The organism is Candidatus Omnitrophota bacterium, from assembly GCA_041650805.1.
GTDB lineage: Bacteria > Omnitrophota > Gorgyraeia > 2-01-FULL-45-10 > 2-01-FULL-45-10 > JBAZKM01.
The window spans coordinates 209,586-234,065 of the sequence record JBAZKM010000002.1; the positions used below are offsets into that span (position 1 = coordinate 209,586).

At 53.8% G+C, this 24,480-nt stretch carries 18 protein-coding genes; all 18 read right to left on the minus strand.

The features are described 5' to 3' along the window. Nucleotides 1-2: 2 nt before the first annotated feature. Nucleotides 3-929 (minus strand): L,D-transpeptidase family protein, encoded by a 927-nt coding sequence (locus WC515_02480; GenBank protein ID MFA5146232.1) that lies wholly within the window; start codon nucleotides 927-929, stop codon nucleotides 3-5. Between the two features lie 12 nt (nucleotides 930-941). After that, the gene (locus WC515_02485; protein MFA5146233.1) at nucleotides 942-1,388 is read right to left on the minus strand and encodes a divergent PAP2 family protein; all 447 of its coding nucleotides are present in this window, start codon (nucleotides 1,386-1,388) and stop codon (nucleotides 942-944) included. A 123-nt stretch (nucleotides 1,389-1,511) separates the two neighbouring features. After that, on the minus strand, nucleotides 1,512-2,072 hold the full coding sequence (gene folE / locus WC515_02490; protein ID MFA5146234.1) for a GTP cyclohydrolase I FolE: 561 nt from the start codon (nucleotides 2,070-2,072) through the stop codon (nucleotides 1,512-1,514). A 5-nt stretch (nucleotides 2,073-2,077) separates the two neighbouring features. Then, nucleotides 2,078-3,508 (minus strand): tRNA uridine-5-carboxymethylaminomethyl(34) synthesis GTPase MnmE, encoded by a 1,431-nt coding sequence (gene mnmE / locus WC515_02495; protein MFA5146235.1) that lies wholly within the window; start codon nucleotides 3,506-3,508, stop codon nucleotides 2,078-2,080. Next, the gene (locus WC515_02500) at nucleotides 3,495-4,865 is read right to left on the minus strand and encodes a folylpolyglutamate synthase/dihydrofolate synthase family protein (protein ID MFA5146236.1); all 1,371 of its coding nucleotides are present in this window, start codon (nucleotides 4,863-4,865) and stop codon (nucleotides 3,495-3,497) included. The genes mnmE and WC515_02500 overlap by 14 nt, the downstream gene beginning before the upstream one ends. A 73-nt stretch (nucleotides 4,866-4,938) precedes the next feature. Continuing rightward, complete coding sequence (gene purH / locus WC515_02505; GenBank protein MFA5146237.1) at nucleotides 4,939-6,525, minus strand: bifunctional phosphoribosylaminoimidazolecarboxamide formyltransferase/IMP cyclohydrolase; 1,587 nt, start codon at nucleotides 6,523-6,525, stop codon at nucleotides 4,939-4,941. An 81-nt stretch (nucleotides 6,526-6,606) separates the two neighbouring features. Further along, nucleotides 6,607-7,356 (minus strand): 2,3-diphosphoglycerate-dependent phosphoglycerate mutase, encoded by a 750-nt coding sequence (gene gpmA / locus WC515_02510; GenBank protein ID MFA5146238.1) that lies wholly within the window; start codon nucleotides 7,354-7,356, stop codon nucleotides 6,607-6,609. A gap of 79 nt (nucleotides 7,357-7,435) precedes the next feature. Next, nucleotides 7,436-8,563 carry a radical SAM family heme chaperone HemW gene (gene hemW, locus WC515_02515; GenBank protein ID MFA5146239.1) on the minus strand — a complete coding sequence of 376 codons (1,128 nt, stop codon included), beginning with the start codon at nucleotides 8,561-8,563 and terminating at the stop codon, nucleotides 7,436-7,438. A 106-nt stretch (nucleotides 8,564-8,669) separates the two neighbouring features. Further along, a complete protein-coding gene (locus WC515_02520) occupies nucleotides 8,670-9,344 on the minus strand; it encodes a hypothetical protein (protein MFA5146240.1) in 675 nt (224 codons plus the stop codon). 146 nt (nucleotides 9,345-9,490) lie between these two features. Then, nucleotides 9,491-11,818 carry a vitamin B12-dependent ribonucleotide reductase gene (locus WC515_02525; GenBank protein ID MFA5146241.1) on the minus strand — a complete coding sequence of 776 codons (2,328 nt, stop codon included), beginning with the start codon at nucleotides 11,816-11,818 and terminating at the stop codon, nucleotides 9,491-9,493. Between the two features lie 258 nt (nucleotides 11,819-12,076). Further along, nucleotides 12,077-12,283, minus strand: a complete 207-nt coding sequence (locus WC515_02530; GenBank protein MFA5146242.1) for a hypothetical protein — start codon at nucleotides 12,281-12,283, stop codon at nucleotides 12,077-12,079. Nucleotides 12,284-12,347: 64 nt separating this feature from the next. Further along, on the minus strand, nucleotides 12,348-13,877 hold the full coding sequence (locus WC515_02535) for a glycosyltransferase family 2 protein (GenBank protein MFA5146243.1): 1,530 nt from the start codon (nucleotides 13,875-13,877) through the stop codon (nucleotides 12,348-12,350). Further along, nucleotides 13,864-14,823: a PEGA domain-containing protein gene (locus WC515_02540; protein MFA5146244.1), complete on the minus strand. Its 960-nt coding sequence runs from the start codon at nucleotides 14,821-14,823 to the stop codon at nucleotides 13,864-13,866. The genes WC515_02535 and WC515_02540 overlap by 14 nt, the downstream gene beginning before the upstream one ends. 1 nt (nucleotide 14,824) lies before the next feature. After that, the gene (locus WC515_02545; protein ID MFA5146245.1) at nucleotides 14,825-16,111 is read right to left on the minus strand and encodes an MFS transporter; all 1,287 of its coding nucleotides are present in this window, start codon (nucleotides 16,109-16,111) and stop codon (nucleotides 14,825-14,827) included. 49 nt (nucleotides 16,112-16,160) lie between these two features. Next, nucleotides 16,161-17,195: a 23S rRNA (adenine(2503)-C(2))-methyltransferase RlmN gene (rlmN, locus tag WC515_02550; GenBank protein ID MFA5146246.1), complete on the minus strand. Its 1,035-nt coding sequence runs from the start codon at nucleotides 17,193-17,195 to the stop codon at nucleotides 16,161-16,163. Nucleotides 17,196-17,344: 149 nt separating this feature from the next. Beyond that, nucleotides 17,345-18,898 (minus strand): sodium-dependent transporter, encoded by a 1,554-nt coding sequence (locus WC515_02555; GenBank protein MFA5146247.1) that lies wholly within the window; start codon nucleotides 18,896-18,898, stop codon nucleotides 17,345-17,347. A 69-nt stretch (nucleotides 18,899-18,967) separates the two neighbouring features. Next, nucleotides 18,968-22,306: a S8 family serine peptidase gene (locus WC515_02560; GenBank protein ID MFA5146248.1), complete on the minus strand. Its 3,339-nt coding sequence runs from the start codon at nucleotides 22,304-22,306 to the stop codon at nucleotides 18,968-18,970. Between the two features lie 162 nt (nucleotides 22,307-22,468). Next, a complete protein-coding gene (gene malQ / locus WC515_02565) occupies nucleotides 22,469-24,265 on the minus strand; it encodes a 4-alpha-glucanotransferase (GenBank protein MFA5146249.1) in 1,797 nt (598 codons plus the stop codon). Between the last annotated feature and the right edge of the window lie 215 nt (nucleotides 24,266-24,480).

Sequence of the window (24,480 nt, forward strand, 5' to 3'; positions counted from 1 at the left end):
CATCAGTCAATGATCAATACTTCAGTACCCGCAGGCACTATGGTGTAGAGCTCCTCGACATCGGAGTTCTTCAGCCTTACGCATCCGGCCGTAACCTGTTTTCCTATCGATTGGGGCTCCGTGGTCCCGTGTATCCCGTATCCGGGCTTGGAGATCCCAAGCCACCTTGAACCGAGTATGTTCTTGGGGTCATCTGCCGGTATCACCGCGCCCGTCGTGTACCACGTGGGTGAAACGATCTTATTTGTTATGGTGAAAGTGCCGGTGGGGGTGGAAAAATCCTTTCCCGTCGAAACACCGTATGTCTTCATCACGTTGCCGTCGGCCTTAAGTGTGAGTATGTTCTGGGACTTATCCACGACGATACTGAATTTCAACTTTGTCACCTTCAGCCTCTTCCCTATCCTGATCGTATTGTCCCGGATACCGTTCGATGTGGCAATGAGCTCGACCGTAGTGCCGAATCTCCTGGCGAGCTTCGTCAGCGTGTCGCCTTTCTGGACTTCATACAGGAAAGAATCTTCGGTGACGAGCGGCGAGAAGAGTATCCTGATATTCAGGTTATCGAGCGATTCCTGTACCTTCGTTATATTGCCCGAATTTGGGAACTTCTCCATTATCTTCTGATATAGCTCTTTCGCCTTTAAGGTGTCGCGCCGCGACTCGTAGATAGCCGCCTCTTCGAAAAGGGCCGACTCCGCTTCTTTAGAATCGGGGTTCCTGGATACGATCTCTTCGAGCCTGGCTATAGCGCTATCGGTATCGGACTGTGTCGCTACGGCCTTTGCGGGTCCCGGCGACTCCCCGGTCACCGGCACGATGGCGGCCGGCTTATCCCGGCGGGCGCATGAGGCGATACGCAGCGACAAAAATAAGACGACGATCGTCACGATGACGACGCCGCCTATGACCATCATCTTTTTTGGCATATCCATATTCCTCTATTTATACAGAAGGAGGGAGACGAAGACACCGAGAAACATGCCTGCCCACACCTCTACCGGAGTGTGGCCTATGAACTCTTTCAGTTTCGTCTCGTCCATACGTTTTTTCCAGTAAATATCATCGAGCATCTTATTCAGTATCTCGGCCTGCCTGCCGGCCGAGTGCCTCACCCCCTGGGCGTCGAACAGGACGACTATGGCAAATGTCAGGGCAATGGCAAAGATCGCGGAATCGAAACCGTAGGTGGTTCCGATAGATGTCGCAAGCGCCGAAGCGCCCGCCGCATGCGCGCTGGGCATACCGCCTGTCCCTACGAACCAGCGGAAATTGAACTTCTTTTCCCTGATTATGCCGAGGACGACCTTGATGCACTGGGCGGTTATCCAGGCCACAACGCATGTCCAGAAGACATAATTCCTGCCGATCTCTACCATGTCTATCATATATGGATATTATGTTATTTAGTTAAATATTATAATATAGACGGTATTATATTACAAGGGGATATTAATAAACGGTTCCGGATCGGAGATCCTTCACGGGAATACCGGTAGGAGCGGCGGCGGTTATCCTCTTATAAGGGAGAGCGTCTCGGCGCGCGTCTTCTCGTTCTTCCTGAAGATGCCCCGCACGGCGCTGGTCACCGTCAGGACGCCGGGTTTCTTCACCCCGCGCATGCTCATGCACAGGTGCTCCGCCTCTATCACCACAAAGACCCCTTTGGGTTTCAATTTACGCATTATCGTCTCGGCGATATCGGTCGTAAGCCGTTCCTGGACCTGCAGCCGTTTTGAAAATATGTCCACGACCCTCGCCAATTTGCTCAATCCGGTGACCCTGTTATCTTTCGGTATATACGCTACGTGGGCCCGGCCGAAGAACGGGAGGAGGTGGTGTTCACAGATGGAATAGAGCGGTATATCTTTCAAAAGTATTATCTCGTCATGGTCTTTTTCGAATACTACCTCCAATTCCTTCTCCGGATCGGCGCCGGAGCCGCCCAGTATCTCTTCGTACATCTCGGCAACCCTCGCCGGGGTATTCCTGATATCGGGCCTCTTCGGATCCTCTCCCACCGCTATGAGTATCTCCCTCACCGCCTTCTCTATACGCTTTTTATCCATCATATCCCTCATTTCCCTATGCAGAACTGTTCGAATATCCTGTCGAGCACTTCGTCCGAAACCGATGAACCGACGATGAGCCCGGTACTGAAGACCGCTTCTTTAAGGTCGATGGCAACGAGCTCCGGACCCTGGCGAGCGCGCAGCCCTTTACATACAGATAACATACGGTCGAGCGCCTTGTCAAGCAACTCTTTATGCCGGGCATTGGTCACCATGGCCCCTTCGCCCTGCACAAACCCTCCGTGCCAGACCGCCTCCGCTATTAGGCCTTCGAGCTCCTTGATATTCTTCCTCTTCTCTACGGATATCTCTATTGTCCTGTCACCTTTGAAGAGGCGGCTTATGCGCGAGGCGCTTATCTTCCTCGCGAGGTCCGTCTTATTTATTACGACTATCTTCTTTTTGCCGCCCAGCGCGCATATGACATCCATATCCTTCCCGTCTATCCTGCCGGAACCGTCGAGGACAAGAAGCGCGATATCGGCCGCTTCCATATACCTCCTGCTCCGCCTGACCCCCTCCCTCTCAGCCGCATCCCCCGTCTCGGTGATCCCGGCGGTATCGGCCAACCGTATGGGGATGCCCTTCAGGTTTATCATCTCTTCAACGGCATCCCTGGTGGTGCCCGGCTCAGGCGTCACTATGACGCGGTCGCGCTTCAGGAGAAGGTTCATCAGGCTCGATTTCCCGACATTCGGCTTCCCGCATATGACCGCCAGGACGCCCTCGCGCAGTATCGCCCCTTCGTCGAAAGTGGCCGATAGCTCTTTCAGCTCCCTGACTATCCCCTCCGCCTTCTTTATGAGGCCGCCCTCGCGGGCTATCCGGGCCTCTTCATCCGGAAAATCTATCGAAACCTCTATGTGCGAAGCTACATCTACCATGGCATCCCGTATCCCGTTCACCCTCTCGGAAAGGCCCCCTTCGAGTTGGCCCATAGCTGCCCTGACCGAACGTTCGGTCTTTGCCCTTATCACATCGAGGACCGCCTCTGCCTGGACCAGGTCTATCCTCCCGTTCATGAAGGCCCTTTTGGTAAATTCGCCCGGTTGGGCGACCCTCGCGCCGCATCGGACCGTGAGCTCAAGGACATTCTTGGCCGCCTGTATCCCGCCGTGGCAGTTTATCTCTACGACATCTTCTTTCGTATAACTCTTCGGCGCGCGCATAACGGTCAGGAGGACTTCGTCGACGATCTTGCTCTTGCGATTTTTCGTAGCTGTGGACCGTGGACCATGGACTGTGGCCCCTACGACATGCCCATAATGCACCGTGTACGTCCGGAAAGCTGAAGGCCTCTTCCCGTCTTTCGGAACGAATATCTTACCGGCGATCTTAAGCGCGGCCGGGCCGCTTAGGCGCACGATCGCTATGCCGCCTTCGCCTATCGGCGTAGATATGGCCGCGATCGTATCGTCCATACTACCTGGGCGCATAATGCTTCCCCTCCGCCGGGGCCGAAGGCTGCGCGATGAGCAATTCCCTTGCCTCTCCGACCACGAATAATGAGCCGGTGACGAGGATGAGGCTCTCTTTCTTTGCCCTCAGCCGCGCCTCCCGCAACGCATCCCTTACGTTACCGGTCAGTAAGATATCTCTTCTTCCCGGCGCCCTCATGTTCCTCTCCGAATCCATGATCCCTTTCATGACGGAAGGATCGAGCGCGCGTTCCGTAACTTTTGACTTCGTCAGTATCACCAGGCCGCTTAAAGGCAGAAGTTCCTCCAGTATGCCCCTTATGTCCTTGTCCTTACAGACCCCCAATACCAGGATGAGCTCGCCGTATGTAAATATCTTCTTCACCGCCCGGGCCAGGGCATGAGCGCTGGCCCGGTTCTGCGCGCCGTCGAGGACTATGAACGGGGAGCGGCCGGCTATCTCGAACCGCCCCTCCCACCTGGCCGTCCTGACACCGTCTATGACCGCCTCTCCGGCCACCGATATGCCGCGCAGCTTCAGCGCCTCTATGACCCCTATGGCAACCGCGGCGTTCACAACCTGGTGAGGACCGAGAAGGGATGATTCAAGACCCGGATATTCGTTGAATAAACCGCTTACATCGAACCGCTGCTTCTCGTGATCTGTCTCCCGTTCGCGGAATGTCAGGTCCCTCCCTGCCAGGAAAAGTTTTGCCCTCTTCTCCCGGCATACTTCATCGATCACCTTGAGCGCCTCGGGCTCCTGCGGGCCGGAGACACAGAGCGAGCCGTCCTTTATGATACCCGCCTTTTCAAATGCTATCTCCCTCAACGTGCTGCCCAGCTTCTGCGTATGCTCGTAACTTATGGGTGTGATAGCAAGGACGAGCGGTTCGATGATATTGGTCGCGTCCAGCCGCCCGCCGAGGCCGGTCTCATAAACGGCGATATCGGCCTTCTTCTCCTTGAAATAGATATACGCGAGCATCGTATATACCTCGAAGAAGGAAGGTATGTCATCGCCCATCTTATCGACGGCGGCCTTTATGACGCCCAGTATCCCGGCGACGTCTCCTTCGCTTATCAGTTCGTCGTTCACTCTTATGCGTTCCCTGAAAGATACAAGGTGGGGAGACGTGTAAAGGCCTGCCTTGAAACCGTGGGCTTTAAGTATGGAGTGGATGAACGCCGCGGTGGAGCCCTTGCCCTTGGTGCCGGCGATATGGATCGCTTTCGTCTCTTTCTGCGGATCGCCAAGGAGCGCCGCCAGGGCCTTCATCCTGTCGAGCCTGAACGACTTCTTATAGTCGTAGTCGTCCGCCCGTTCGTAGTTCATGAGCGAGTCGAAATATGTGAGAGCTTCGGGGTAGGTCATCGCGTCGTCGTTCGTCGTTCGTAATTAGCCATTCGTTTACGAAATACGAACGACGAAAAACGAACGACGTTTTTTAATGTTTGAAGTGCCTTATGCCCGTAAAGACCATCGCTATGCCGAGACGGTCTGCCGCCTTTATCACCTCCGGGTCCCTGATGGAACCGCCCGGCTGTATGATGGCCTTGACGCCGGCCCTGGCGGCCTGCTCGATACCGTCCTCTTTCGGAAAGAAGGCGTCGCTGGCAAGGGTAGATCCCCTGGCGCGAGTGCCTGCCTTCTGTGACGCTATCGTAACGGAATCGACCCTCGACATCTGGCCGGCGCCCACGCCCACCGTCCTGGTCCCGACAGACAATACGATGGCATTCGACTTCACGTGCTTTGCGACGACCCAGCCGAAGAGGAGCGACTTCATCTCCTCTGCGGAAGGCCTGGCCTTTGTGACCACCTTTAGCTCGGATTCGCGTAAAGCGGCTATGTCACGGTCCTGGAGCAGGATGCCCCCGACCACCTTCTTCATATCGACATCCGGTCTTGCCGGAACGGAACCGAAACCCCTTACTTCCAGGAGGCGCAGGTTCTTCTTCGCCTTAAGCGCCTCGAGCGCCCTGGCGTCGTAGGAAGGGGCTATTATACACTCGACGAAATCGGCCTCCTTAAGGATCGTACCGGCAAGCTCCTCGTCGACCGCCCCGTTAAATCCCACTATGCTCCCGAAAGCGCTGAGCCGGTCGCAATCGAGCGCATCGAGATAGGCCTGCGACAGGGTCCTGGCGGTGGCCGTGCCGCAGGGGTTGGTGTGCTTTATTATGGTGGCGGCGGGCTCTTTGAACTCTTTCACGATCTCTAGGGCCGCGTTCAGATCGATTATATTATTGAATGATAACTCTTTCCCGTGAAGCTGGACGGCGTTCGAGACGCTCGGCTCGAGCACCGACCCGTCCCCGTAGAACGCCGCCTTCTGGTGCGGGTTCTCCCCGTACCTCAGGTCCTGTATCTTCTTATACTTAAGATCCATGATGCCGGGGAATCTTTCCTCCAAACTCCCAACTCCCGGCTCCAAACTATTCGGCCCTTTACCCTTCAGATACCCGTATATCGCCGCATCATACGTCGACGTCCGCTCGAAGACCTTTATGCCGAGCTCGCGCAGGAGCTCATCCGATACGGAACCGCCGCTCTTCTCCATCTCATCGATGACTCTTTTATAGTCAGCCGTATCGCAAACTACGCATACGGAAGCATGGTTCTTCGCGGCGCTCCGCAGCATGGAGGGGCCGCCTATGTCGATGTTCTCGATCGCTTCCTCGAGTTTCACCCCGGGCTTTGCGACCGTCTTCTCGAAAGGATAGAGGTTGACTACGACCATATCTATAAGTCCTATGCCGTGCTTTTTGACCGTCTCCATATGCTCCTTACTGCCTCTAAGCGCCAGGAGCCCTCCGTGGATCTTCGGGTGGAGCGTCTTCACCCTCCCGTCCAGCATCTCCGGGAAACCGGTATGCTCTGAGACGTCTTTGACCTGTATGCCGAGAGATCTCATCGCCTTGGCCGTCCCTCCCGTCGACAATATTTCGACGCCGAACCTGTCCAACACCCTTGCCAGATCCTCCAATCCCGTCTTATCCGATACGCTTATCAACGCCCTCTTTATCTTCACCTCTTTACTCCTTTTTATTTTTTCCTTTTCACCCTATACCCCATACCCTAAACCCTATACCCCGACTGCCCATTACCCACCCTATTTTTTCGCCTTCCCCTGGTTCGCCACCGCCTCCATGGCCTTCTTCACCTCTTCGGGATCGCCCAGATAATAACTCTTGAGCGGCTTCAGCCGTTCATCCAGCTCATATACGAGCGGAAGCCCAGTCGGGATATTCAATCCGACGATAGCCTCGTCCGATATGTTGTCTAGATACTTGACCAGGGCGCGCAGGCTGTTACCGTGCGCAGCTATTATCACGCGCTTGCCCGATCTCACCACCGGAGCGATCGTGCGCTGCCAGTACGGGAGGAACCTCTCCACGGTATCCTTCAGGCATTCTGTGACCGGCAGCTCTTTTGCGGTCAATTCCCTGTAGCGCGGGTCATTGCCCGGATACCGCGGGTCCTTCTCTTCCAGGGCCGGAGGCCGGATGTCATAGCTCCTCCTCCAGGTCAGGACCTGCGCTTCGCCGTATTTGGCCGCCGTCTCGGACTTGTTCAGCCCCTGCAGGGCCCCGTAGTGCCGCTCGTTCAGGCGCCATGAATTGTAGACCGGTATCCACATGAGGTCCATGCCGTCGAGAGTGACCCACAGCGTCCTGATAGCCCTCTTGAGCACCGACGTGAATGCGACGTCGAATACGAACTTCTCCTTCGCCAATACCTCTCCCGCCTTCTTCGCCTCAGCCAGGCCCTTGTCGGAGAGGTCCACATCGGTCCATCCGGTGAACCTGTTCTCCTTGTTCCAGACACTCTCACCGTGTCTCAGAAGCACCAGTTTCGTCATACGCTTTTTCTCCTTCTATCCGAAGTTTCAGGAAGATGATTATAACACAGAATCGGCCGGAACGCAAACGACGCCGTTCCTAAAGCAGCGCGCTCGATACGGTGTCACAGAAGAGGAACCCTTTCCGCTTCAGGCATATGCCGGATGGGACATTATCCGTCTTTTTGTACTTGATCAGGTCCTTTTCCAGCAGGTCCGCGATCGCCTTCTTCCCGAATTTTTCGAGATCGAACCCCGTCTTTTCCGCGAACCACTTGAAATCGATACCGTCCTTAGTCCTTATCTTCAGCGCGGCCGTCTCCCGGGCCCTCTTCTCCGGAGACAACTTCTCGCTCGATCCTGCCGTGGAGGCCCCTTCCAGCGACAGTTTTATATATGCGCCGACATCTGCGATATTCTTGCTCCTGACCCCGTCGATATACGATACTGCCGAAGGCCCTATTCCCACATACGGCCCGTTCTCCCAGTAATTCATATTATGCGCGCACCGGCGGCCTTCTTTTGCGAAATTGGAGATCTCATACTGGCTGAACCCGCGGACCGCAAGACGGTCTATCGCGAATTCATACATCGATGCCGCGGCATCGTCCTCCAGCGGGTTCACGCTCCCGTTCCGGACAGCAGAGAATAACGGCGTCCCCTTCTCGTATGTCAACGCGTAACAGGATATGTGCGCCACCGGCATGCTGACCGCCTTTTCGAGGTCCTTTTCCCAATCCCCGGCAGTTTCGCCCCATACGCCGAATATGATATCTATGCTCAAGTTGACGAACCCTCTTCGCGCAGCCATCATGACCGAATCTTCCGCCGCACGCGACGAGTGGATCCTGCCCAGGGCCTTAAGTTTCCTGTCCCTGAAGGACTGTACGCCGATGCTCAGGCGGTTCACGCCGCAATCGGACAGTATCCTCAATTTCTCATCGTTTATGCTCTCCGGGTTCGCCTCCACCGTGAACTCCGAATGGCTGCCGGCCCTCTTCCGCCCGAGCGCCCTCAGGAGCCGTTCCAGCGGGTCCCTGTCAAGCGCCGTGGGCGTCCCGCCGCCGACATAGATAGTGGAAAAACCGCCGGCGAGTCCCTCTATCCGCGCAACGGCTGTCCTTATATACTCTGATGCAAGGCCGGCATCGCATATAACGCTGTAGAAATCACAGTAGATGCACTTTCTCTTGCAGAACGGTATGTGTACATAAAGGGACGTCGTCATACAGGGATATATTATAAAAGAAAACGGATGATTATTCCAGAGGGATATAAAATGAAAGAGGCGCCTTTTCCAAGGCGCCTCTTTACTATATTAAAAACTACAGCTCTTATTTCTTCATCTTATTCAGGAAATCCTGCATCGCCTTCCCGGCTATCTCCTTGCAGCCGAGACCGAATGCGATCGCTATACCCAGACCTATCGCGGCCAGAATGACATTGACCGCCAGCGCGATCAGGGCCGTCGCTATATTCAGCTGCTCAACGGCTATGATTATCGCGAATATGATCAATACCGTCTGAGTCACCTGTCCCAGCATCTTCGCGCCGTCTATCCCCGCGTTCGAGGCAGAGGTGCGGACTATCGTTGAAACGAAGCCCGCAAGGAACGATCCGAGGACGAGGACGAATATCGCCGCCAGTATATTAGGCACATATTCGACCAGCCTTGATATCAGGGCCGCTGCCACGGTAAGGTTCAGCGCATTAAGGGCCGTCGCAATGACGATCAGGATCACGAGCCAGTACACGATCGCTCCGATAAGCTCCGAAAGCGTCGCCTTTATATCGCCCTTTGCAAGGATATTAGATACACCGGCCTTATCGCTCGCTACGTCAAGGCGTACCGCCTTGAGCACCCTTACGGTCACCGCTTCTAGCAATTTTGCGATCAGCCATCCTACAACGAGGATCAGGATCGCCCCTATTAATGTGGGAATATAACTCCATATTTTAATGAGCATCGCCTTTACGGGATCAGCAACAACTACGGTCATCCAATTCATACTTCACCCCCTTTTTTTATGCTTCGATCGCGCCCAAGCATAAAAAGGCATACCTTGGGCATATCGAAGGAATTTATTTATTATAAAGTTTACCACAAAATCCTGTTTTGACAAGGTCTTGCGCTAAAATTTATATTATCCGCACCTTACCCGCACTTGGAATAGCCGCAGGACTTGCAGACCATACACCCTTCAATATGCCATAAGGCGCTGCCGCAATCCGGACATACGCCTACTATATTACCTGTCTTTAAAGCGGTATCTTTGGCGCCTGCCGCGCGCGTTTCACCCTGCTCTATGGCCGCAGAGGGGGCCGCGGGACCGCCTGACTGCTCATAAGAGAAGGCCTTGGTCTCCTGGACAGGGCCCGCCTTTATACCCTGGATCCTCCGCTCCACAGCGCGCGCTATTGCATCGCTGCAGGAAAAGATCCTTCCGCCCTTCTCCCAGCTGGGGGACGGGCACCGGATGCCCCTGAGCTGCTCTATTATGGAATTTATCTCTATTCCGCTCCTGAGGGCCAGCGAAACGAGGCGCCCTATAGCCTCAAGCTGGCTCATGGCGCAGCCGCCCGCCTTACCCATAGACATGAATACTTCAAACGGAAGCCGCTGCTCATCTTCGTTTATGGTAATGTACAGGTTACCGCACCCGGTCGCGATCTTTGAGGTCGTTCCCGTGGTCACGGGAGGCCTCGGCCTGGGTATTATCTTCGCGGGGGCGGCCTTCTTATCTGTCCCGTGCGGGGCCGAGGGCTTGCTCAGAACCTGCTCGTCCCTTGACCTGTCACGGTAGATGGTCACACCCTTACAGCCGGTCTCGTAAGCGAGCATATAGACTTCCTTCACATCCTCGATCGATGCATCATGGGGAAAATTGACCGTCTTCGAAACGGCGTTGTTGGTGTATTTCTGGAATGCGGCCTGCATGCGGATATGCCATACGGGCGTTATGTCATGTGCCGTGACGAATACATCCTTCACATCCTGGGGTATCTCATCGAATTCCCTGATGCTCCCTTTCTGCGCTATCAGCTGCATCAATTCCGGAGAGTAGAAGCCCCGCTTTTCGGCGACCTCCCTGAAATAAGGGTGGACCTCCACAAGCTTCACGTTGTCCATGATGTTCCTGATATACGATATGGCAAATACGGGTTCTATGCCGCTTGACGAATTGGATATTATGGATAACGTGCCTGCAGGCGCTATGGTGGTAAGCGTCGCGTTCCTGAGCGGACGCGCACCCGGGAGGTCGTATACACTGCCTTTAAAATTGGGGAATGCGCCCCGCTCCGCCGCAAGGTCCTCCGACGCGCGTGTCGCTTCATCGAGGATGAACTTCATCACCTTCTCGGCAAGATGTATGGCCTCTTCGGAATCGTACCGCATGCCGAGCATCAGCAGCATGTCGGCAAAACCCATGACGCCGAGCCCTATCTTACGGTTCGATTTGGTAGTATCCTCTATCCTCTTGAGCGGATAGGCGTTCATATCTATGACGTTGTCAAGGAAGTGCACGGCCTTTCTCGCCGTCTCGCCGAGCAGGTTCCAGCTTACCTCGCCGTCGCATACCATCCTGGATAAGTTTATCGAACCGAGGTTACAGCTCTCGTACGGCAGGAGCGGCTGTTCGCCGCACGGATTCGTCGATTCGATCTCTCCGGCCTTCGGTGTGGGGTTGTATCTGTTTATCCTGTCCAAAAATATGATGCCCGGTTCTCCGTTCTTCCACGCCATCTTTACCATCAGGCTGAATACATCCCTGGCGTTCAGTTTAGAGATCGGTTTTTTCGTATGCGGGTCGATAAGGTCGTACTCCTCGCCGCGTATCGCCTTCTTTATAAAATCTTCCGTGACGGCTATCGATATATTGAAGTTGGTGATCTCTTTGTCGTTCTCTTTGCAGGATATGAATTCGAGGATATCCGGATGGTCGACCCGGAGTATCCCCATATTCGCGCCGCGGCGCGTCCCTCCCTGCTTCACCGCCTGTGTGGCCGCGTTGAAGACCTTCATAAAAGAGACCGGGCCGCTCGATACGCCGCCCGTGGAACGGACCGGAGAATTTTTTGCGCGCAGACGCGAGAAGCTGAAACCGGTACCTCCGCCGGATTTATGTATCATCGCGGTATCTTTGATGGCCCCGAATATGGACTCCATCGAATCTTCTATCGATAGCACGAAACAGGCCGACAGCTGCTGCAGGTCCCTGCCGGCATTCATCAATGTGGGCGAGTTCGGCAGGAACTCCAGCTTCGTCATCATCTCGAAAAACTCTTCTTCGCTCTTTGCCGCCGTCTCCTTATCATTACAGTAGTATAAGTCCGCCGTCGCTATGTTCTTTGCTACGCGACGGAACATGTCTTCAGGCGTTTCGAGCGGTTTACCCGAATCGTCCCGTTTCAGGTAGCGTTTCTCCAGCACCTTCTTCGCGTTTTCGGAAAGCGCGGAGTTCACATCTATCGGTTTTCCCATATCACTCCTCCCGGTATTTTTCGACGTAAAAGATTATATCACATCCGGACAAAAAGTCAAGGACAAATACCATATATTGTGGGTATGTGGTGCTGACTATACAATTAGTAGTGGTATTCGAGGGCACTTAGAGAGAACCTTATGGCGTATTATCTATGAATCCGGACCGTTCAGTATCGACAAAAAACCCCCGGCGCATATGCTTTCTCGGACACCAGGGGGTTTTTATTCATCGTCTATATAAAAAGAGTTGCCTTCTTACTTCTTCTCTTCTTTTTTGGAAGCGGCCTCGTCCCTTATCTCACTGATACCTGCGATAACCGCTATTATGCCGCCGAATATCAGCATGGCCGGTATGGAACCTTTCAAGACAAGGAGAAAATCGCTCCACCATCCGATAAGTCCGGCAAATCCAAGAAGCGCAACGATGGCACCTATGATAACGCTCAGATATTTTCCCATCATCTCACCTCCCATCCTTAAGCAAAAAGGATAATAACACAAACGGATTTCCTAAGCAAGTAAAAAATCATTGATCTGCGCTTCCGGCGGCGCCGGTCCTGCGTTTCCTGAATTTTTCGGTCACCTGAAAGTGGATATACCGTCCGAGCATGAGGCGCGTCTGTGCGTCTATCGCGGGTATGGAACCGATCGTCGCCGCGATAAGCGGCGCCAGGAGCCATTGCGCGACCATGATGAGGTACGTGGCGCGCCTCACACCCTTGGGCCGCGGAGGCAGGAGACGTATGCTGAGGACCATACATATAAAAAGCGTGACCGCGGTGACCCTGAAGAGCGCCGCCGTTACGCTCGGGAGGTTGTATCCGATGGCCGTCTGCCTGAAGAGCACACCGCCGAGCAGGAGCGGCAGAGGCGTTATGAAAGTTATTATGACGGCCCACACCGCCCAGGTGTAGTGGCTCTCCAGGAGGTGGAATGCCCGCCTGATCTTCCTCCGGAGAGGTATCCTGTTCGGCTTCATGAAGGCCGTCATCACGTAAGGGAAATTCTCGACGCCCCATGCCCACCGCCTCTTCTGTTTATACTGCTTTATTATGGTCGGTATGATGCCCTTTGCGGTGGCGACGTCGAGAGAGACGGTCACGTACATGGGTATGACGGAATAGTCCCCGTCGAAATGGAGGAAACACTTCCAGTATATGGCGGAATCGTCGGATATCATATCTACGGGCCAGTAACCGACCTTGACGAGCGTCTTGAAGCTCATACTGTGGCTGGAGAAGGTGACGAACTTCTCCAGCCGCATCGTCTCGATCATCTGCATGAAGCTCGAACCGAGCTCTAAAAGACGCGCTATCGAACGGGCGTGCCAGATGTTATTATTGTAGACGGGTATCGGCTGGTAGCTGGCGTGGGTGCGTTTCGGATTCGTGAGATAGTGATAAGCGAGACAGCCGAAGTACTCGCGTTCGGCGCACGTGTCCGCGTCGAAGCAGGACATGATGACGCTTTCGTAATCCACCTTCCGGGGATCGAGGAACTCTTTAAGCGCCCGCGCCCCCCATGACGCATTGGCGCCCTTCGCCTTGACCTCGCCTGCCAGATTGTCGGGGTGCCTCACAAGGAGGAACGCGAAGAACTCTTTTTCGAACTTCGCCTTGAGCGCCTGCGCGTCTTTCCATACGGTCTCGCCGGCCCTCTCCTCCACGCTGAAGATGACGATCATCTTCTTCTTTGGATAATTGGCCTCTATGAGGGAACGGACCGAAGGCGTCAATATCTCCGGCCCTTCCTTATATATAGGGAACAGGATGGCCTGATATATATCCTCATATCTCATGCCGTTGACCGTGCCCAGGGAAGCGCACCGTTCGATCCAGTCGATCTTCTTCTCTTTACCCAGCCGCCTGTAAGCGAAGAGGAGAAGCGTGGTAAGGTACCCCACCCTTATGGCCCAGTACAGGTCGAATATTATTATGAAGATGGCGACCCAGACCGGCCTTATGATGGCCAGGACGAAGAGCGAGATGAGCGTCGTCCATGTCATAAGGCCTGGTATTATCTCGAAAAGGCGTCTGTAAGATCTATCTCTTTTCATCGGGCTCATCGAACTCTTTTTTGAACCTCTGCATAAGCTGGCTGAAGAATTTTTGCCTGAGATCCAGCCGGTGGAGAAAAGGTTTCCCCCATGCATCTTCGCTGTCCGTAAAGTAGAGAGAGTCGTTATTATCATCATAAAAAAGGCCGCGGGGTGATTTATAAAATTTGTACAGCATCACCGCGTTCTCCGCCTCGTTCCCGCTCAGTTCGACCACGTTGATGTCCTTCTCGGTAACGAAGACGACGTGGTTCGACTCCGAATACCAGAATACGCTTATTATGGAAGAAGACGTCTCTACGAGCTTCTCTACGGTGGCCGATTCCTCGCCGGTCGATACGCCGTCTTTATATCCAAGGCGCACGATCCATATGACATGATCGGTAAAATAAAAGAATTTTTGTCCGTCCGGGGAGAACCTCTTCCCCCGTATCCGGGAAGGCCATTCCGTATAGAGCGAAATTTTTTTATCGCCTGAGCCGTCTATATTTGCCTTCACCAGGCCGGCATCGGTCATATAATATATCGCGCTCTTATTGTCCGATATTATGAAGTCCCTGACCCCGTGCCCTCCTATCTTCTTCATATCCTGTTTGAGCGGGAACAGGACTATGTCATCGGCCTTGGTGACCATATTGGGGCTGACGGTCACATCCTTCTGCCACGGATAGAAACCGTCCCTACGGACCTCTATACGGTAAGTCCCGGGCTTCAACTTCTCTATCCTTGCCGGAGTGACGTCCCGGATCTCCTCCCCGTTGAGATATATCGCCGCCCCCGAAGGCTGGCTCTTTATGTAGATGATGCCCGTCTTATATATCTTAAAGGCGTGGAAATCTATGGAATACCCGAGGGAATACGACAGGACGATAGGGGCGAGCGCGAAAAATAACGATACGGAAAAATAGAAGGCCACGGCCCTCTTTATCCTGTCGCTTATGTGCATATCACTCTCCGCCCATGATCGGCCTAAGGCCGGTGACGCTGTAGATGAGCTTAAGGTTCGACACATCCTTCACGTGGCGCACCTCCTTCACGAATGAGCATAGCGCAGTGCCGGCCAATCTCAGGATACCCGATATGAGGAAAAGGGTCAAGAGCTTATATCCGAATAGAGGCGGCAACGTATTCGCGAGATATCCGCCGATGGCGGCGCCGAAAAAGATAGCTATGCCGTTCACGACGCTGAAATAAGCTATGCAGCGGGTGCGCTTTTCAGGCGTCACGGCGTCATATATGAAGTTCGACACGCTGAGGTTGAAACCGGACCAGAAGAACCCGGAAAATATCTGGATGAGTATGAGATAGACTATGTTGCTGGAGAAGAGCCAGAGCACCGGTATCACCGGGAAGAAGATGGATGTGACCCTCAGCACCCTTCTGTTCCCGACATGGTCGGCATGCCGGCCCCACGCGTTCATCAGGGAGATTATGGTCAGCGTCGACGCCATGCTGACGATCGCGTACTTTAAATAATTGAACCCGAGGTCACGCAGCATATAGACGGCGAAGAAAGGAGATGCCAGGAATACCGCAAAATTTGTAGCGGCCGCGAAGACGACGAACCGCCCGAAGTTCGCCTTTGGTATGCGTTTCAAAAAATCTATCAGCGTGAAACGGTGTTCATCTTTTATTATGAGGGGCGGCTCGTACATCCTCGTAAGAAAATACCACGAGCAGATCCTCGAGAGAAAGGCGACGGCGAATATGATGGTGAACCCCGCATAACCGGACCCCTTAAACAGATACAGCACGAACCCTGCCCCGAATATGCTGGATACGTTTATGATACCGAAGAGGCGGTTACGCCAGCCGAAGACCTTGCCGCGCTCTTCGGCCGGCACGTGGTCCGCCATGATGCTCGACCACGGCGGGAACGAGACGGCCCCTATCGAAACGAGGGCCGTATAAAATAGAACAAGATACGGGACGCGGTGCAGCTGGAACACGTACGGTATGGCGATGATGGGAAGCCACATGAGCGCATGAACGAGCACCGCCGTTGTCATGACGGCCTTCCGCGAACCGAACCTTTCGGAAAGATGCGGAGAATAGCTTTGGAGGAGGGAACCGACCAGGCCGGGTATGGAAGCGAGTATACCTATAAGGCCTACGCTCGAGCCCATGGCTATGGCGTAAGGCGTTATAAAATAGTCGCCGATGCCCTGGTTGACGCTTGCGAATATCCCGTCTTTCAGCGAATAGTTTAAACTCTTCTTTATCTTCTGCTCCATACCCTATACCCTATACCCTGACAGTCTATCTCTTCCCTATACCCCGCCACTACATCCTCGCTATCCTGAGCTGCCCACATCCCGCATCGATATCCTCACCCTTGGACTTACGATGCGTTACTTGCACGGATCCCGCCTTCAGGGTTTCGATGAAGAGCTTTATCTCGCGCGCGGAGGGCGGCTCGAACCCCTTCGCCTTTATCTGGTTATAGGCTATGGTATTTACCTTGCAATTGAGCCCTTTGAGCAGAGAGACGAGCTTCAGGGCATCGTCTTCGGAGGAGTTTATACCTTTCAGCAGTACATATTCGAAGGTCACGATACGGCCCGTGACGGCGGTATATTCCCTGCAGGTATCTATCAGTTCCGCCAACGGGTACTTAGTATTTATAGGCACCAGCCCGGACCTCACACGGTCATCCGCCGAATGGAGGGAGACCGAGAGTTCTACCTGGATACCCTCTTCCTCCAATTTCTTTATCTTTGGGATCATACCGCATGTCGATATGGTGATCTTCCTGGCCCCTATGCCGAACGCGTCTTTGTCATTAAGGACCCTAACCGCTTTCATCAGGTTGGCGTAATTGTCGAGCGGCTCTCCGATCCCCATGAAGACAAGGTTGGTAAGCCCAGGGAGCGGGTTCTTCTCTTTTACGGACAGGACTTCGTCGATGATCTCCGAGGCGCGCAGGTTCCTGACGAACCCGAACGGCGCGCTGGCACAGAAACTGCATCGGAATTTGCAGCCGACCTGGGACGAGAGGCATATCGTCCCCCGGCGGCCTTCGGGTATGAAGACCGTCTCTATGGTATTCCCGTCTTCCAGTTTGAAGAGATATTTGACGGTGCCGTCCGCGGAAGAACGCCTGGAATCGAGCAGGACGAGCCGTGTTATATGGAATGCCTCTTTCAGCTTCCGGCGCAGGTCCTCGGGCAGGTCGCTCATCTTGTCGAACGAGCCCGCGCCGCGCTTATAGAGCCAGCTCCATACCTGCGCGGCCCTGTACCGCCGGGCGCCGAGCTTCTCGAGGGCATCCTCAAGCTCTTTCTTCGAGAGGTCTTTTATATCGATCTTTTTCATCATCAGCTATCAGCTATCAGCTATCAGCAAAAACTTAAAAGCTGAAAGCTATCAATCGATCTTCTTCTTCGTGAAGACCTTGTAAAAGCAGAACGCGGTCAGGGCGAGTATGAAGATCCATGATGCTGCAAAAAATATCCAGCCGGAGATCTTCATGACCTCGCCCTCCCCTTCTTCCGCCAGGCGATCCTGACCATCACCGATAACGTGACGAATATGAATATGAGGAACCACCTAGTCGCGATTATGAACGGCCTGTCCGCCGGCGCAACGTTCTTCATAAGGACCGTTGGGATGCCTTCCTGGAATATCCAGGATCCCAGTATAAGTAATAAGAAGAGGGGCGTTATATATTTTATTATGAATCTGTATATCCCGGGTATCACCATGTCGGCGCCGTGGTGTATCTCCTGCCATGCCTTCTCCATGCCGAAAACCCACGCAAAGAGGACCGTCTCTACGGTCGCGAAGAGCACCAGGCAGAAGGTGCCGCCCCAGAAATCGAGCTCATTGACCACTCCCCTGCCCAGGAAGAATATCGCCGGCTGGCAGAGGATGAAGGTGGCGATACCGAAGATCTTCACCGCCCTCGCCCTGGAGATGTTAAATTCGTCCTCCAGGAATGCGACGGCCGGCTGGGCAAGGGATATGGACGAAGTTATGCCGGAGAGGAAGAGGAGGAGGAACCAGAAACATCCGAAGAGGGCGCCGCCCAAAAGTCTTTGAAATATCAGAGGCATCGTCACGAACCCGAGATTGAACGCGCCGCTTTTGGCTATCGGGCCGATATCGAGCGGTCCGAAGAAGACGAATGCCGCCGGGATGATGATGCTTCCGCCTATTATCACCTCCGCGACCTCGTTGGTGCTCACAGCGGAAAGGCCCGAAAGCACGACGTCATCCCCTTTGGAAAGGTAGCTGGCGTACGTCAATATCACCCCTATCCCTACGCTCAGGGTGAAGAATATCTGCCCCGCGGCGGCAAGCCACACCCTGGCGCTTTTTAATGCGCTGAAGTCCGGGTTCCATAAAAAACCGAGGCCGTTGATGATATTCCAGGCGGGTTTCGCCGGGTCGGGTGTGCCTATGGTAAGCACCCTCACCATAAGTATGATGCCGAAGATGAAGAGTAAAGGCATGGCTATCTTACAAAGCCTTTCTATCCCGCCTTTTATGCCGTAATATATGACGGTTATATTCGCCAGGAAGGTTATGATGAAGAAGGTGTAGGCGCTCAGTAGCCCGGAGAAGTATCCGTTATTCTCCAGTCCCTGGAAGCCCCTCAGAAAGGCCTGCATGTCGCCCTGCGCAGCCGCGCCGGCGTACTTTCCGGTGAGGCTGTAAAAGCTGTAGGCGAGCGTCCACGATTCTATATATGTGTAATATATGAATATGACGAGCGGCCCGAAGATCCCTATGACACCGAAGTACTTTATGAAACGGTTCTTCTCCCACATCGTATGGAATATGCCGGGGGCCGTGCCGTGCTCGAAACCGCCGCCGTACCGGCCGAGCGTCCACTCTATCCACATGAGCGGGATCCCAAGCAGGAAGAGGGATATGAAATACGGTATCATGAAAGCGCCGCCTCCGTTCGAGGCGGCCTGCACCGGAAATCTCAGGAAGTTCCCTAAACCGACCGCGCTCCCGGCAACGGCCATTATTATACCGAGCCGCGTGCCCCACGCCTGCCGTTTCTTAGCCATAAATATAGAGGCCCTCGTTTTGAATCATTATAAGCTAGAGGACCTTTATTTTCCAATGATTTTTTCCGCCTAAAAGCATGAAGGGCGGCCCATATAATGGTTGTATATCTCGTTCGCGTCAACAAATGTCACATAGAGATCCCGGTTGACATCGGCACGAGCAAGCTGCTTCGGAGTGAGCGTGATCTGTCCGTACCAATATTTATAGACCAGTAACGCGTCGCCCGGCGTGACCTGGCCGTCATCATTCACGTCACCGTCATGTTCATAGGTGAAACATCCGGTGTGTGCGGGGTTGCCTTTTAGCATGGGCCAGGTCATTTTGTCACTAAGACCGGGCGTAGTGTACACGCACAGTTTACTGTCAAAAAACGTCGTCCCGGCTACCTCGGTATCTCCGTCCCCGTCCATATCTCCCAACGCAAGGCCCCCGAAAGAGAAGACGAAATCGTCCGTAAGGGATATGGGCCAACCCTCTACACGCTTTCCGTCATGGTGCCATGCGTACCAGGCATTTATAAAAGACGGGGCGATGAGCTCCAAGTCGGCATCCCCGTCTATGTCCGCTATCAATACTTCAAGGAGCAGAAAATTCACCGCTACCGGCCAGCCGGGCACGATCGTCCCGTCATGATTTACCACTACCAGGCGTTGCCCGTATACGCCCACTCCCCCCTGTACCATGCCATACGGCACCACCACCTCCAGATAGCCGTCTCCGTCAAGGTCACCCACGGAAGGAGCGTTATAGAACGCCAGCACACCGGCTTCCAATTTACTCAGGTCAACCGGCCATCCGCTTACGCAGGTCATATCTTCATTCAACGCTACTATAGAAGCCGGCCTCTCCGATACTATGATCTCGCCTTTAAGGTCACCATCCAGGTCGGCAATTATGGGATCGGCATGATCATAAGTGCCCGGGCGGTGCCCTCTATAGTACAGCCGGTCACCGTAAAGATTATAAACTGAAAGGTAGGTCCTGGATGATACGACGATCTCCAGGTTTGGACTAAGATCGATGTTCCCTACGGCCGGCGTCACATTAGAGATCCCCCGGATAGCTGGCGCCCCGGTCAGTACGTCACCGTTAAAGTTAAATATCTGTATATATGTGGCCAGATTTTTGTATGTTGAACATAGTATTATCTCCGGATAGACGTCATTATTAAGGTCTGCGATCACCGGAGCCTGATCATAGCCCATCCGTCCGGACAGGGTCTTCGGCCATCCGCCCGTGGTCACTTCGGTCCCGTCGGCATGATATACCGCGACGTGATGGTAATAGGGAGTCGATGTCTCGCCATAAACGACGACTATCTCCTTTCCCTCATAAGATGGGTCAACATCCCCCACCGCGACGTTATTGACTCCGTAGGGCTTTGATACGGGCCATCCCGGAAGGATATCACCAGATCCGTCGAATACATACACTCCGTCTGTGGATAGTTGTATGAGATCGTTCATCCCATCTTCGTTGATATCGGCAATGACAGGATAGGCGCTCGGATATCCCACCTCCACCGGCCACCCTCCCTCATGAATATCGGGGCAAATCTTAAAGAACACCCTGTCGCAAAATTCCCGTCCGCCATCTCCTGCCACGGTAAGCTTCAGAGTGTAATCTCCGGTCTCTAAACCGGAAACATCCCATGACGATAGAAGCACGCCGTCCTCGACAGGAACGTATGAGCGCGTTACCTCTACCCACTGATCCGGCAGCGCGCCTTCTCCTAATTCTATCTTATAGCTTCCGAACCCCGGACCTGCGGCTATCCCTTTGATATCTACCGTATCGATCCCGTTGAGGTCGGCATAAGGGGGCGGGTAGATGATCTTTGCCGCACAAGGAGGGTCTGCCAAAAGCGCTTCATATACATCGATCCTCCCGTATCCTACATAAGGATCCCACTCCGGCCCGTCTTTACGGTCGGCTGATCTCCTGATCACCTGCCGCACCTGCTCATTTGTATATTCAGGATGCTGTGACAGGATCAAAGCGGCCAGACCGACGACATGAGGCGTGGCCATTGAAGTCCCCCTGTATCTTATATAATATTCGTCCAATATGGTCCCCCCGTCCCCGTATCCGTCTGTCCCATTCGCTCTTAAAGAGAGGATATTGGCGTAAGGGTAAGGGATGCCTGTGGCGAGAGGCGTGCTGTCGCCTCCCGGCGCGGCGACATCCAGTGCCGGCCCCCAGCTCGAAAACTTCGCTTTCTCTCCGTAATGATCCAATGCGGCTACAGAGATGAGTTGAGGATAGTTGGCCGGGTAGATGCCGTCCTCCAGATCGCTGTTCCCTGCCGCGGCCACTATGACACAGCCATTCGCATAGGCATACTCCATCGCCTCAAGTATCGACCTGCTCAAACGCGGTCCGCCCCAGCTGTTATTCATGACATCGGCTCCGTTATCGGCGGCATATGCGATCGCCTGGACAAGCTGATCTGTGGACAAATCGGTCTTTAATGCCATTATCCTGCTTCCGAAGGCAACACCTACTATGCCCTTCGCGTTATTTCCGATGGCCGCTATCGTCCCGGCGACGTGGGTACCGTGCCCGTTGGTATCCATAGGATCGTTGGTCTGGGAGGCGAAGTCCCATCCCATAACGTCATCAATATAACCGTTACCATCATCGTCTATGGCATTACCCGGTATCTCATCTTCATTCCCCCAGAGATTCCCGATAAGATCTTCATGGTTATAATCGACGCCTGAATCATTCACCGCAACGACCACACCCCGACCCGTAGCTATATCCCAGCCGCGTTCGGCGTCTATCATCTCCAGGCCCCACATGTCCCTGTAGTCCTGCCCCCAACTTCCGGAGGACGAGAAATAAGTGTCGTCAGGGGTATAAAGGAAGTTATAACGGTAATTCAATTCCGCATATTCGACATTAGGATCCTTCTTGAACTCTTCACGGGCTTTTAAGATGTCGATTCCGGATTCGGCTTTCAATATATAGATATTTTCAAGGTCGGGGATATGGGTCCCCGGGGGCACCCTATTCTGTCTCTCCGGGTATTTGAAAGCATTAAGCTTTGCCTGACCGTCCGCAGTCAATCGTGGAGCAGCCGATTTCTTGAAAAGCGGCTCGATCTTTTGCACCTTATACTTGGTCACCAGTAGATTCAAACCGGCATCACCGGGAGCCGATTGGTCATTAAGCAACATATTCTTTGCGGGGGCCGATCCCGACCTGAACTTGACTATAAGCTGATCCGGCACATACCGGGACCCGTCGTTCGAAATCAAACCTGACGGTCCAGGAATACTCAAATCAGTTTGAGCGCCGACCTTATCCTGCACCATAGCCTCGCTGATCACAACTACCTGAAACATATAAGATGCCGCGACCAGAGCGATCCACATCATCTGTCTTATGGCTTTAGCATTCATCTCGCACCTCCTGTGATATTTCATAAACACTTTAACAAACCCTTTAATTATCACGTAAAAAAAATTACTGCCGACAACAGCTGGCGGACTTTTTACCTATTCCTTTTAAAGATACACTATGATATAGAAAAAGCAAGGTAGGAAAACTAGCTTTTTTATCTTCTAAAAGCCAGTTTTTTTGACCTTTTCCAGGAGCCTTTCAAGTGATACAGGCATGATAAGCGACCAGTTATTGGCGCTTACGGTGCCGGGCGTGTTTATGCGGTACTGATACGGGTCACCCTCCAATATGCCTCCCGCATAAAGGAGGTCCGTTATGAGCTCTATCCTGAATATGGAGCGGGATCTCCCGGTTATACCGAGCGCGGCTTTTACTATCTCCCGGTCCGGTCTTTCCCGCATGGCACCCTTCAATTTAAGGTGCTTCCAAAGCTTCTTCTTTTCCCCGTAGCTGTTCTCGTACAGGTCGATAAAATCGGCCAGCTCTTCCTTCTTCTTCCCCAGGACGTTGACCAGATATTCGGTTGAATCCACTTCATCCCGCCATCTGAGCCGGCCGTGCCCGGAAGAGCAGGCCAGGAAGAGCTTCTCCTTGGCGGAATTGCCGTCTATGCCGCGGTCGGCGCACTTCCTCATAAATAGCATCTCGTCTATCGTGCCCGCCTCGTTCTCCCACCATGCGGCCCAGTTCGTGGTGTCATGGGTGGAGAGCATCGCGACCGAAAGGAACCGGTATTCAGAGGGCTTCAGAAAATCGTGCTTCGTCTTCCAGTCCTTGACCCACCTCTGGACCTCGTTGCCCGGCATGCCCATCTTCTTCAGCACCTCCGGGCAGGCCTTCGGTATGACGCCGAGATCCTCGGCGCACAAAAGCACGCTTGTGCTCCCGTCCATAACGGAGAGGATATTCCTTCCGTGCTCCTCCCATACCCTTTCGTCCCCGGGGTCGAAGAAACCTTTCAACCCCTCGCTCTCCGCCGGCTCGTCATACGGTATGCTCCATATCCTGAAGAGCCCCACCACGTGGTCTATCCTTAGAATATCGTAGAAATTTTCGGCATAGCGGAGCTTCTCTTTGATATACCTGTATCCGTCGGCTGCTATCCTCTCCCAGTTATAGGTGGGCACCCCCCACCTCTGCCCCTTCGCGCAATATACATCCGGAGGGGCGCCGGCCGCGTATTCCAATCTGAAGAACTCCCTGCGGGACCATACATCCGCCGAGTCACGCGATATGAGGATAGGGAGGTCCCCTTTTATCAGAATGCCTTTATCTGCGGCATATCTTTTGGCGTCCCTGAATTGCGACCACAGTTTCCACTGCACCCATGCAAGAAATGCCACATCCTCTTCCCGCTCTGCCCTGAAAATATCGAGCGCTTCCCGGGAGCGGTCCTTATACTTCCCGTCCCATTCGTACCACGGCTTACCGCCGTGAAGGTCCTTAAGGACTCTGAAGAGGCAGAAGTCCTCCAGCCAGTACGCGTTCTCTCTCTTAAAATCCGCGAACTCTTTCGAACCGGGATCGCCCTCAAGGCGGTATATCTCCTTCAACACTTTAAGTTTTTCGGACTTTATACTGTAATCAACGCGGCCGCTTGCGAGAGGAAATCTCTTTTTGAGGCCGGCCACGGAGGCCTTTACCGATTTTTCTCCGGAGGCAGGAACTTTTTTGAGCGAAATGTACGCGGGTTCAAGGGCGAAAGAGCTCAGGGCGTCATATGGACAGGATGTGGGGCCGGTCTCGTTCATGGGGAGGAGTTGAAGTATGGAGTTCCCCGTCCCGGCGCACCAGTCGACGAGAAGTTTGATGTCGCCCAGGTCGCCTATCCCGACGCTATCCTTCGAATATACGGAGAATAGCGGCACGAGCACGCCCGAGCGCTTCTTCAGGCCTATCCTGCGCCACTTATCCTTCGAAGCGGTCTTGAGCAACTCCTTCATATCGTCCCTGGCCATACCTCTGCCTCTCCTTATTATTATCATATAATAATGTGCTTAAGTCCGCAAAGCAAGGAATTTTTACGGGTAGGCACCTCTGGCGCTATGCCGCACTCAGGGTCCTGTTCACGGCCTGAATTTTTTCGCCGTGCACTGCGGTTTACGTCTCGCGAATTTGCAGGAATTCCCTCGGCCTTTGTGTCAATAACCCGTTACTTGATAAATCCCCTTTG

What these genes read in the sequence shown, in the direction of transcription:
- malQ (MFA5146249.1), bottom strand. Translation starts at nt 24,265, where the DNA reads ATGGCCAGGGACGATATGAAGGAGTTGCTCAAGACCGCTTCGAAGGAT.
- WC515_02535 (MFA5146243.1), bottom strand. Translation starts at nt 13,877, where the DNA reads ATGAAAAGAGATAGATCTTACAGACGCCTTTTCGAGATAATACCAGGC.
- mnmE (MFA5146235.1), bottom strand. Translation starts at nt 3,508, where the DNA reads ATGCGCCCAGGTAGTATGGACGATACGATCGCGGCCATATCTACGCCG.
- WC515_02485 (MFA5146233.1), bottom strand. Translation starts at nt 1,388, where the DNA reads ATGATAGACATGGTAGAGATCGGCAGGAATTATGTCTTCTGGACATGC.
- WC515_02500 (MFA5146236.1), bottom strand. Translation starts at nt 4,865, where the DNA reads ATGACCTACCCCGAAGCTCTCACATATTTCGACTCGCTCATGAACTAC.
- WC515_02530 (MFA5146242.1), bottom strand. Translation starts at nt 12,283, where the DNA reads ATGATGGGAAAATATCTGAGCGTTATCATAGGTGCCATCGTTGCGCTT.
- rlmN (MFA5146246.1), bottom strand. Translation starts at nt 17,195, where the DNA reads ATGATGAAAAAGATCGATATAAAAGACCTCTCGAAGAAAGAGCTTGAG.
- WC515_02540 (MFA5146244.1), bottom strand. Translation starts at nt 14,823, where the DNA reads ATGCACATAAGCGACAGGATAAAGAGGGCCGTGGCCTTCTATTTTTCC.
- WC515_02560 (MFA5146248.1), bottom strand. Translation starts at nt 22,306, where the DNA reads ATGAATGCTAAAGCCATAAGACAGATGATGTGGATCGCTCTGGTCGCG.
- gpmA (MFA5146238.1), bottom strand. Translation starts at nt 7,356, where the DNA reads ATGACGAAACTGGTGCTTCTGAGACACGGTGAGAGTGTCTGGAACAAG.
- WC515_02525 (MFA5146241.1), bottom strand. Translation starts at nt 11,818, where the DNA reads ATGGGAAAACCGATAGATGTGAACTCCGCGCTTTCCGAAAACGCGAAG.
- WC515_02520 (MFA5146240.1), bottom strand. Translation starts at nt 9,344, where the DNA reads ATGAATTGGATGACCGTAGTTGTTGCTGATCCCGTAAAGGCGATGCTC.
- WC515_02480 (MFA5146232.1), bottom strand. Translation starts at nt 929, where the DNA reads ATGCCAAAAAAGATGATGGTCATAGGCGGCGTCGTCATCGTGACGATC.
- hemW (MFA5146239.1), bottom strand. Translation starts at nt 8,563, where the DNA reads ATGACGACGTCCCTTTATGTACACATACCGTTCTGCAAGAGAAAGTGC.
- WC515_02555 (MFA5146247.1), bottom strand. Translation starts at nt 18,898, where the DNA reads ATGGCTAAGAAACGGCAGGCGTGGGGCACGCGGCTCGGTATAATAATG.
- WC515_02545 (MFA5146245.1), bottom strand. Translation starts at nt 16,111, where the DNA reads ATGGAGCAGAAGATAAAGAAGAGTTTAAACTATTCGCTGAAAGACGGG.
- folE (MFA5146234.1), bottom strand. Translation starts at nt 2,072, where the DNA reads ATGATGGATAAAAAGCGTATAGAGAAGGCGGTGAGGGAGATACTCATA.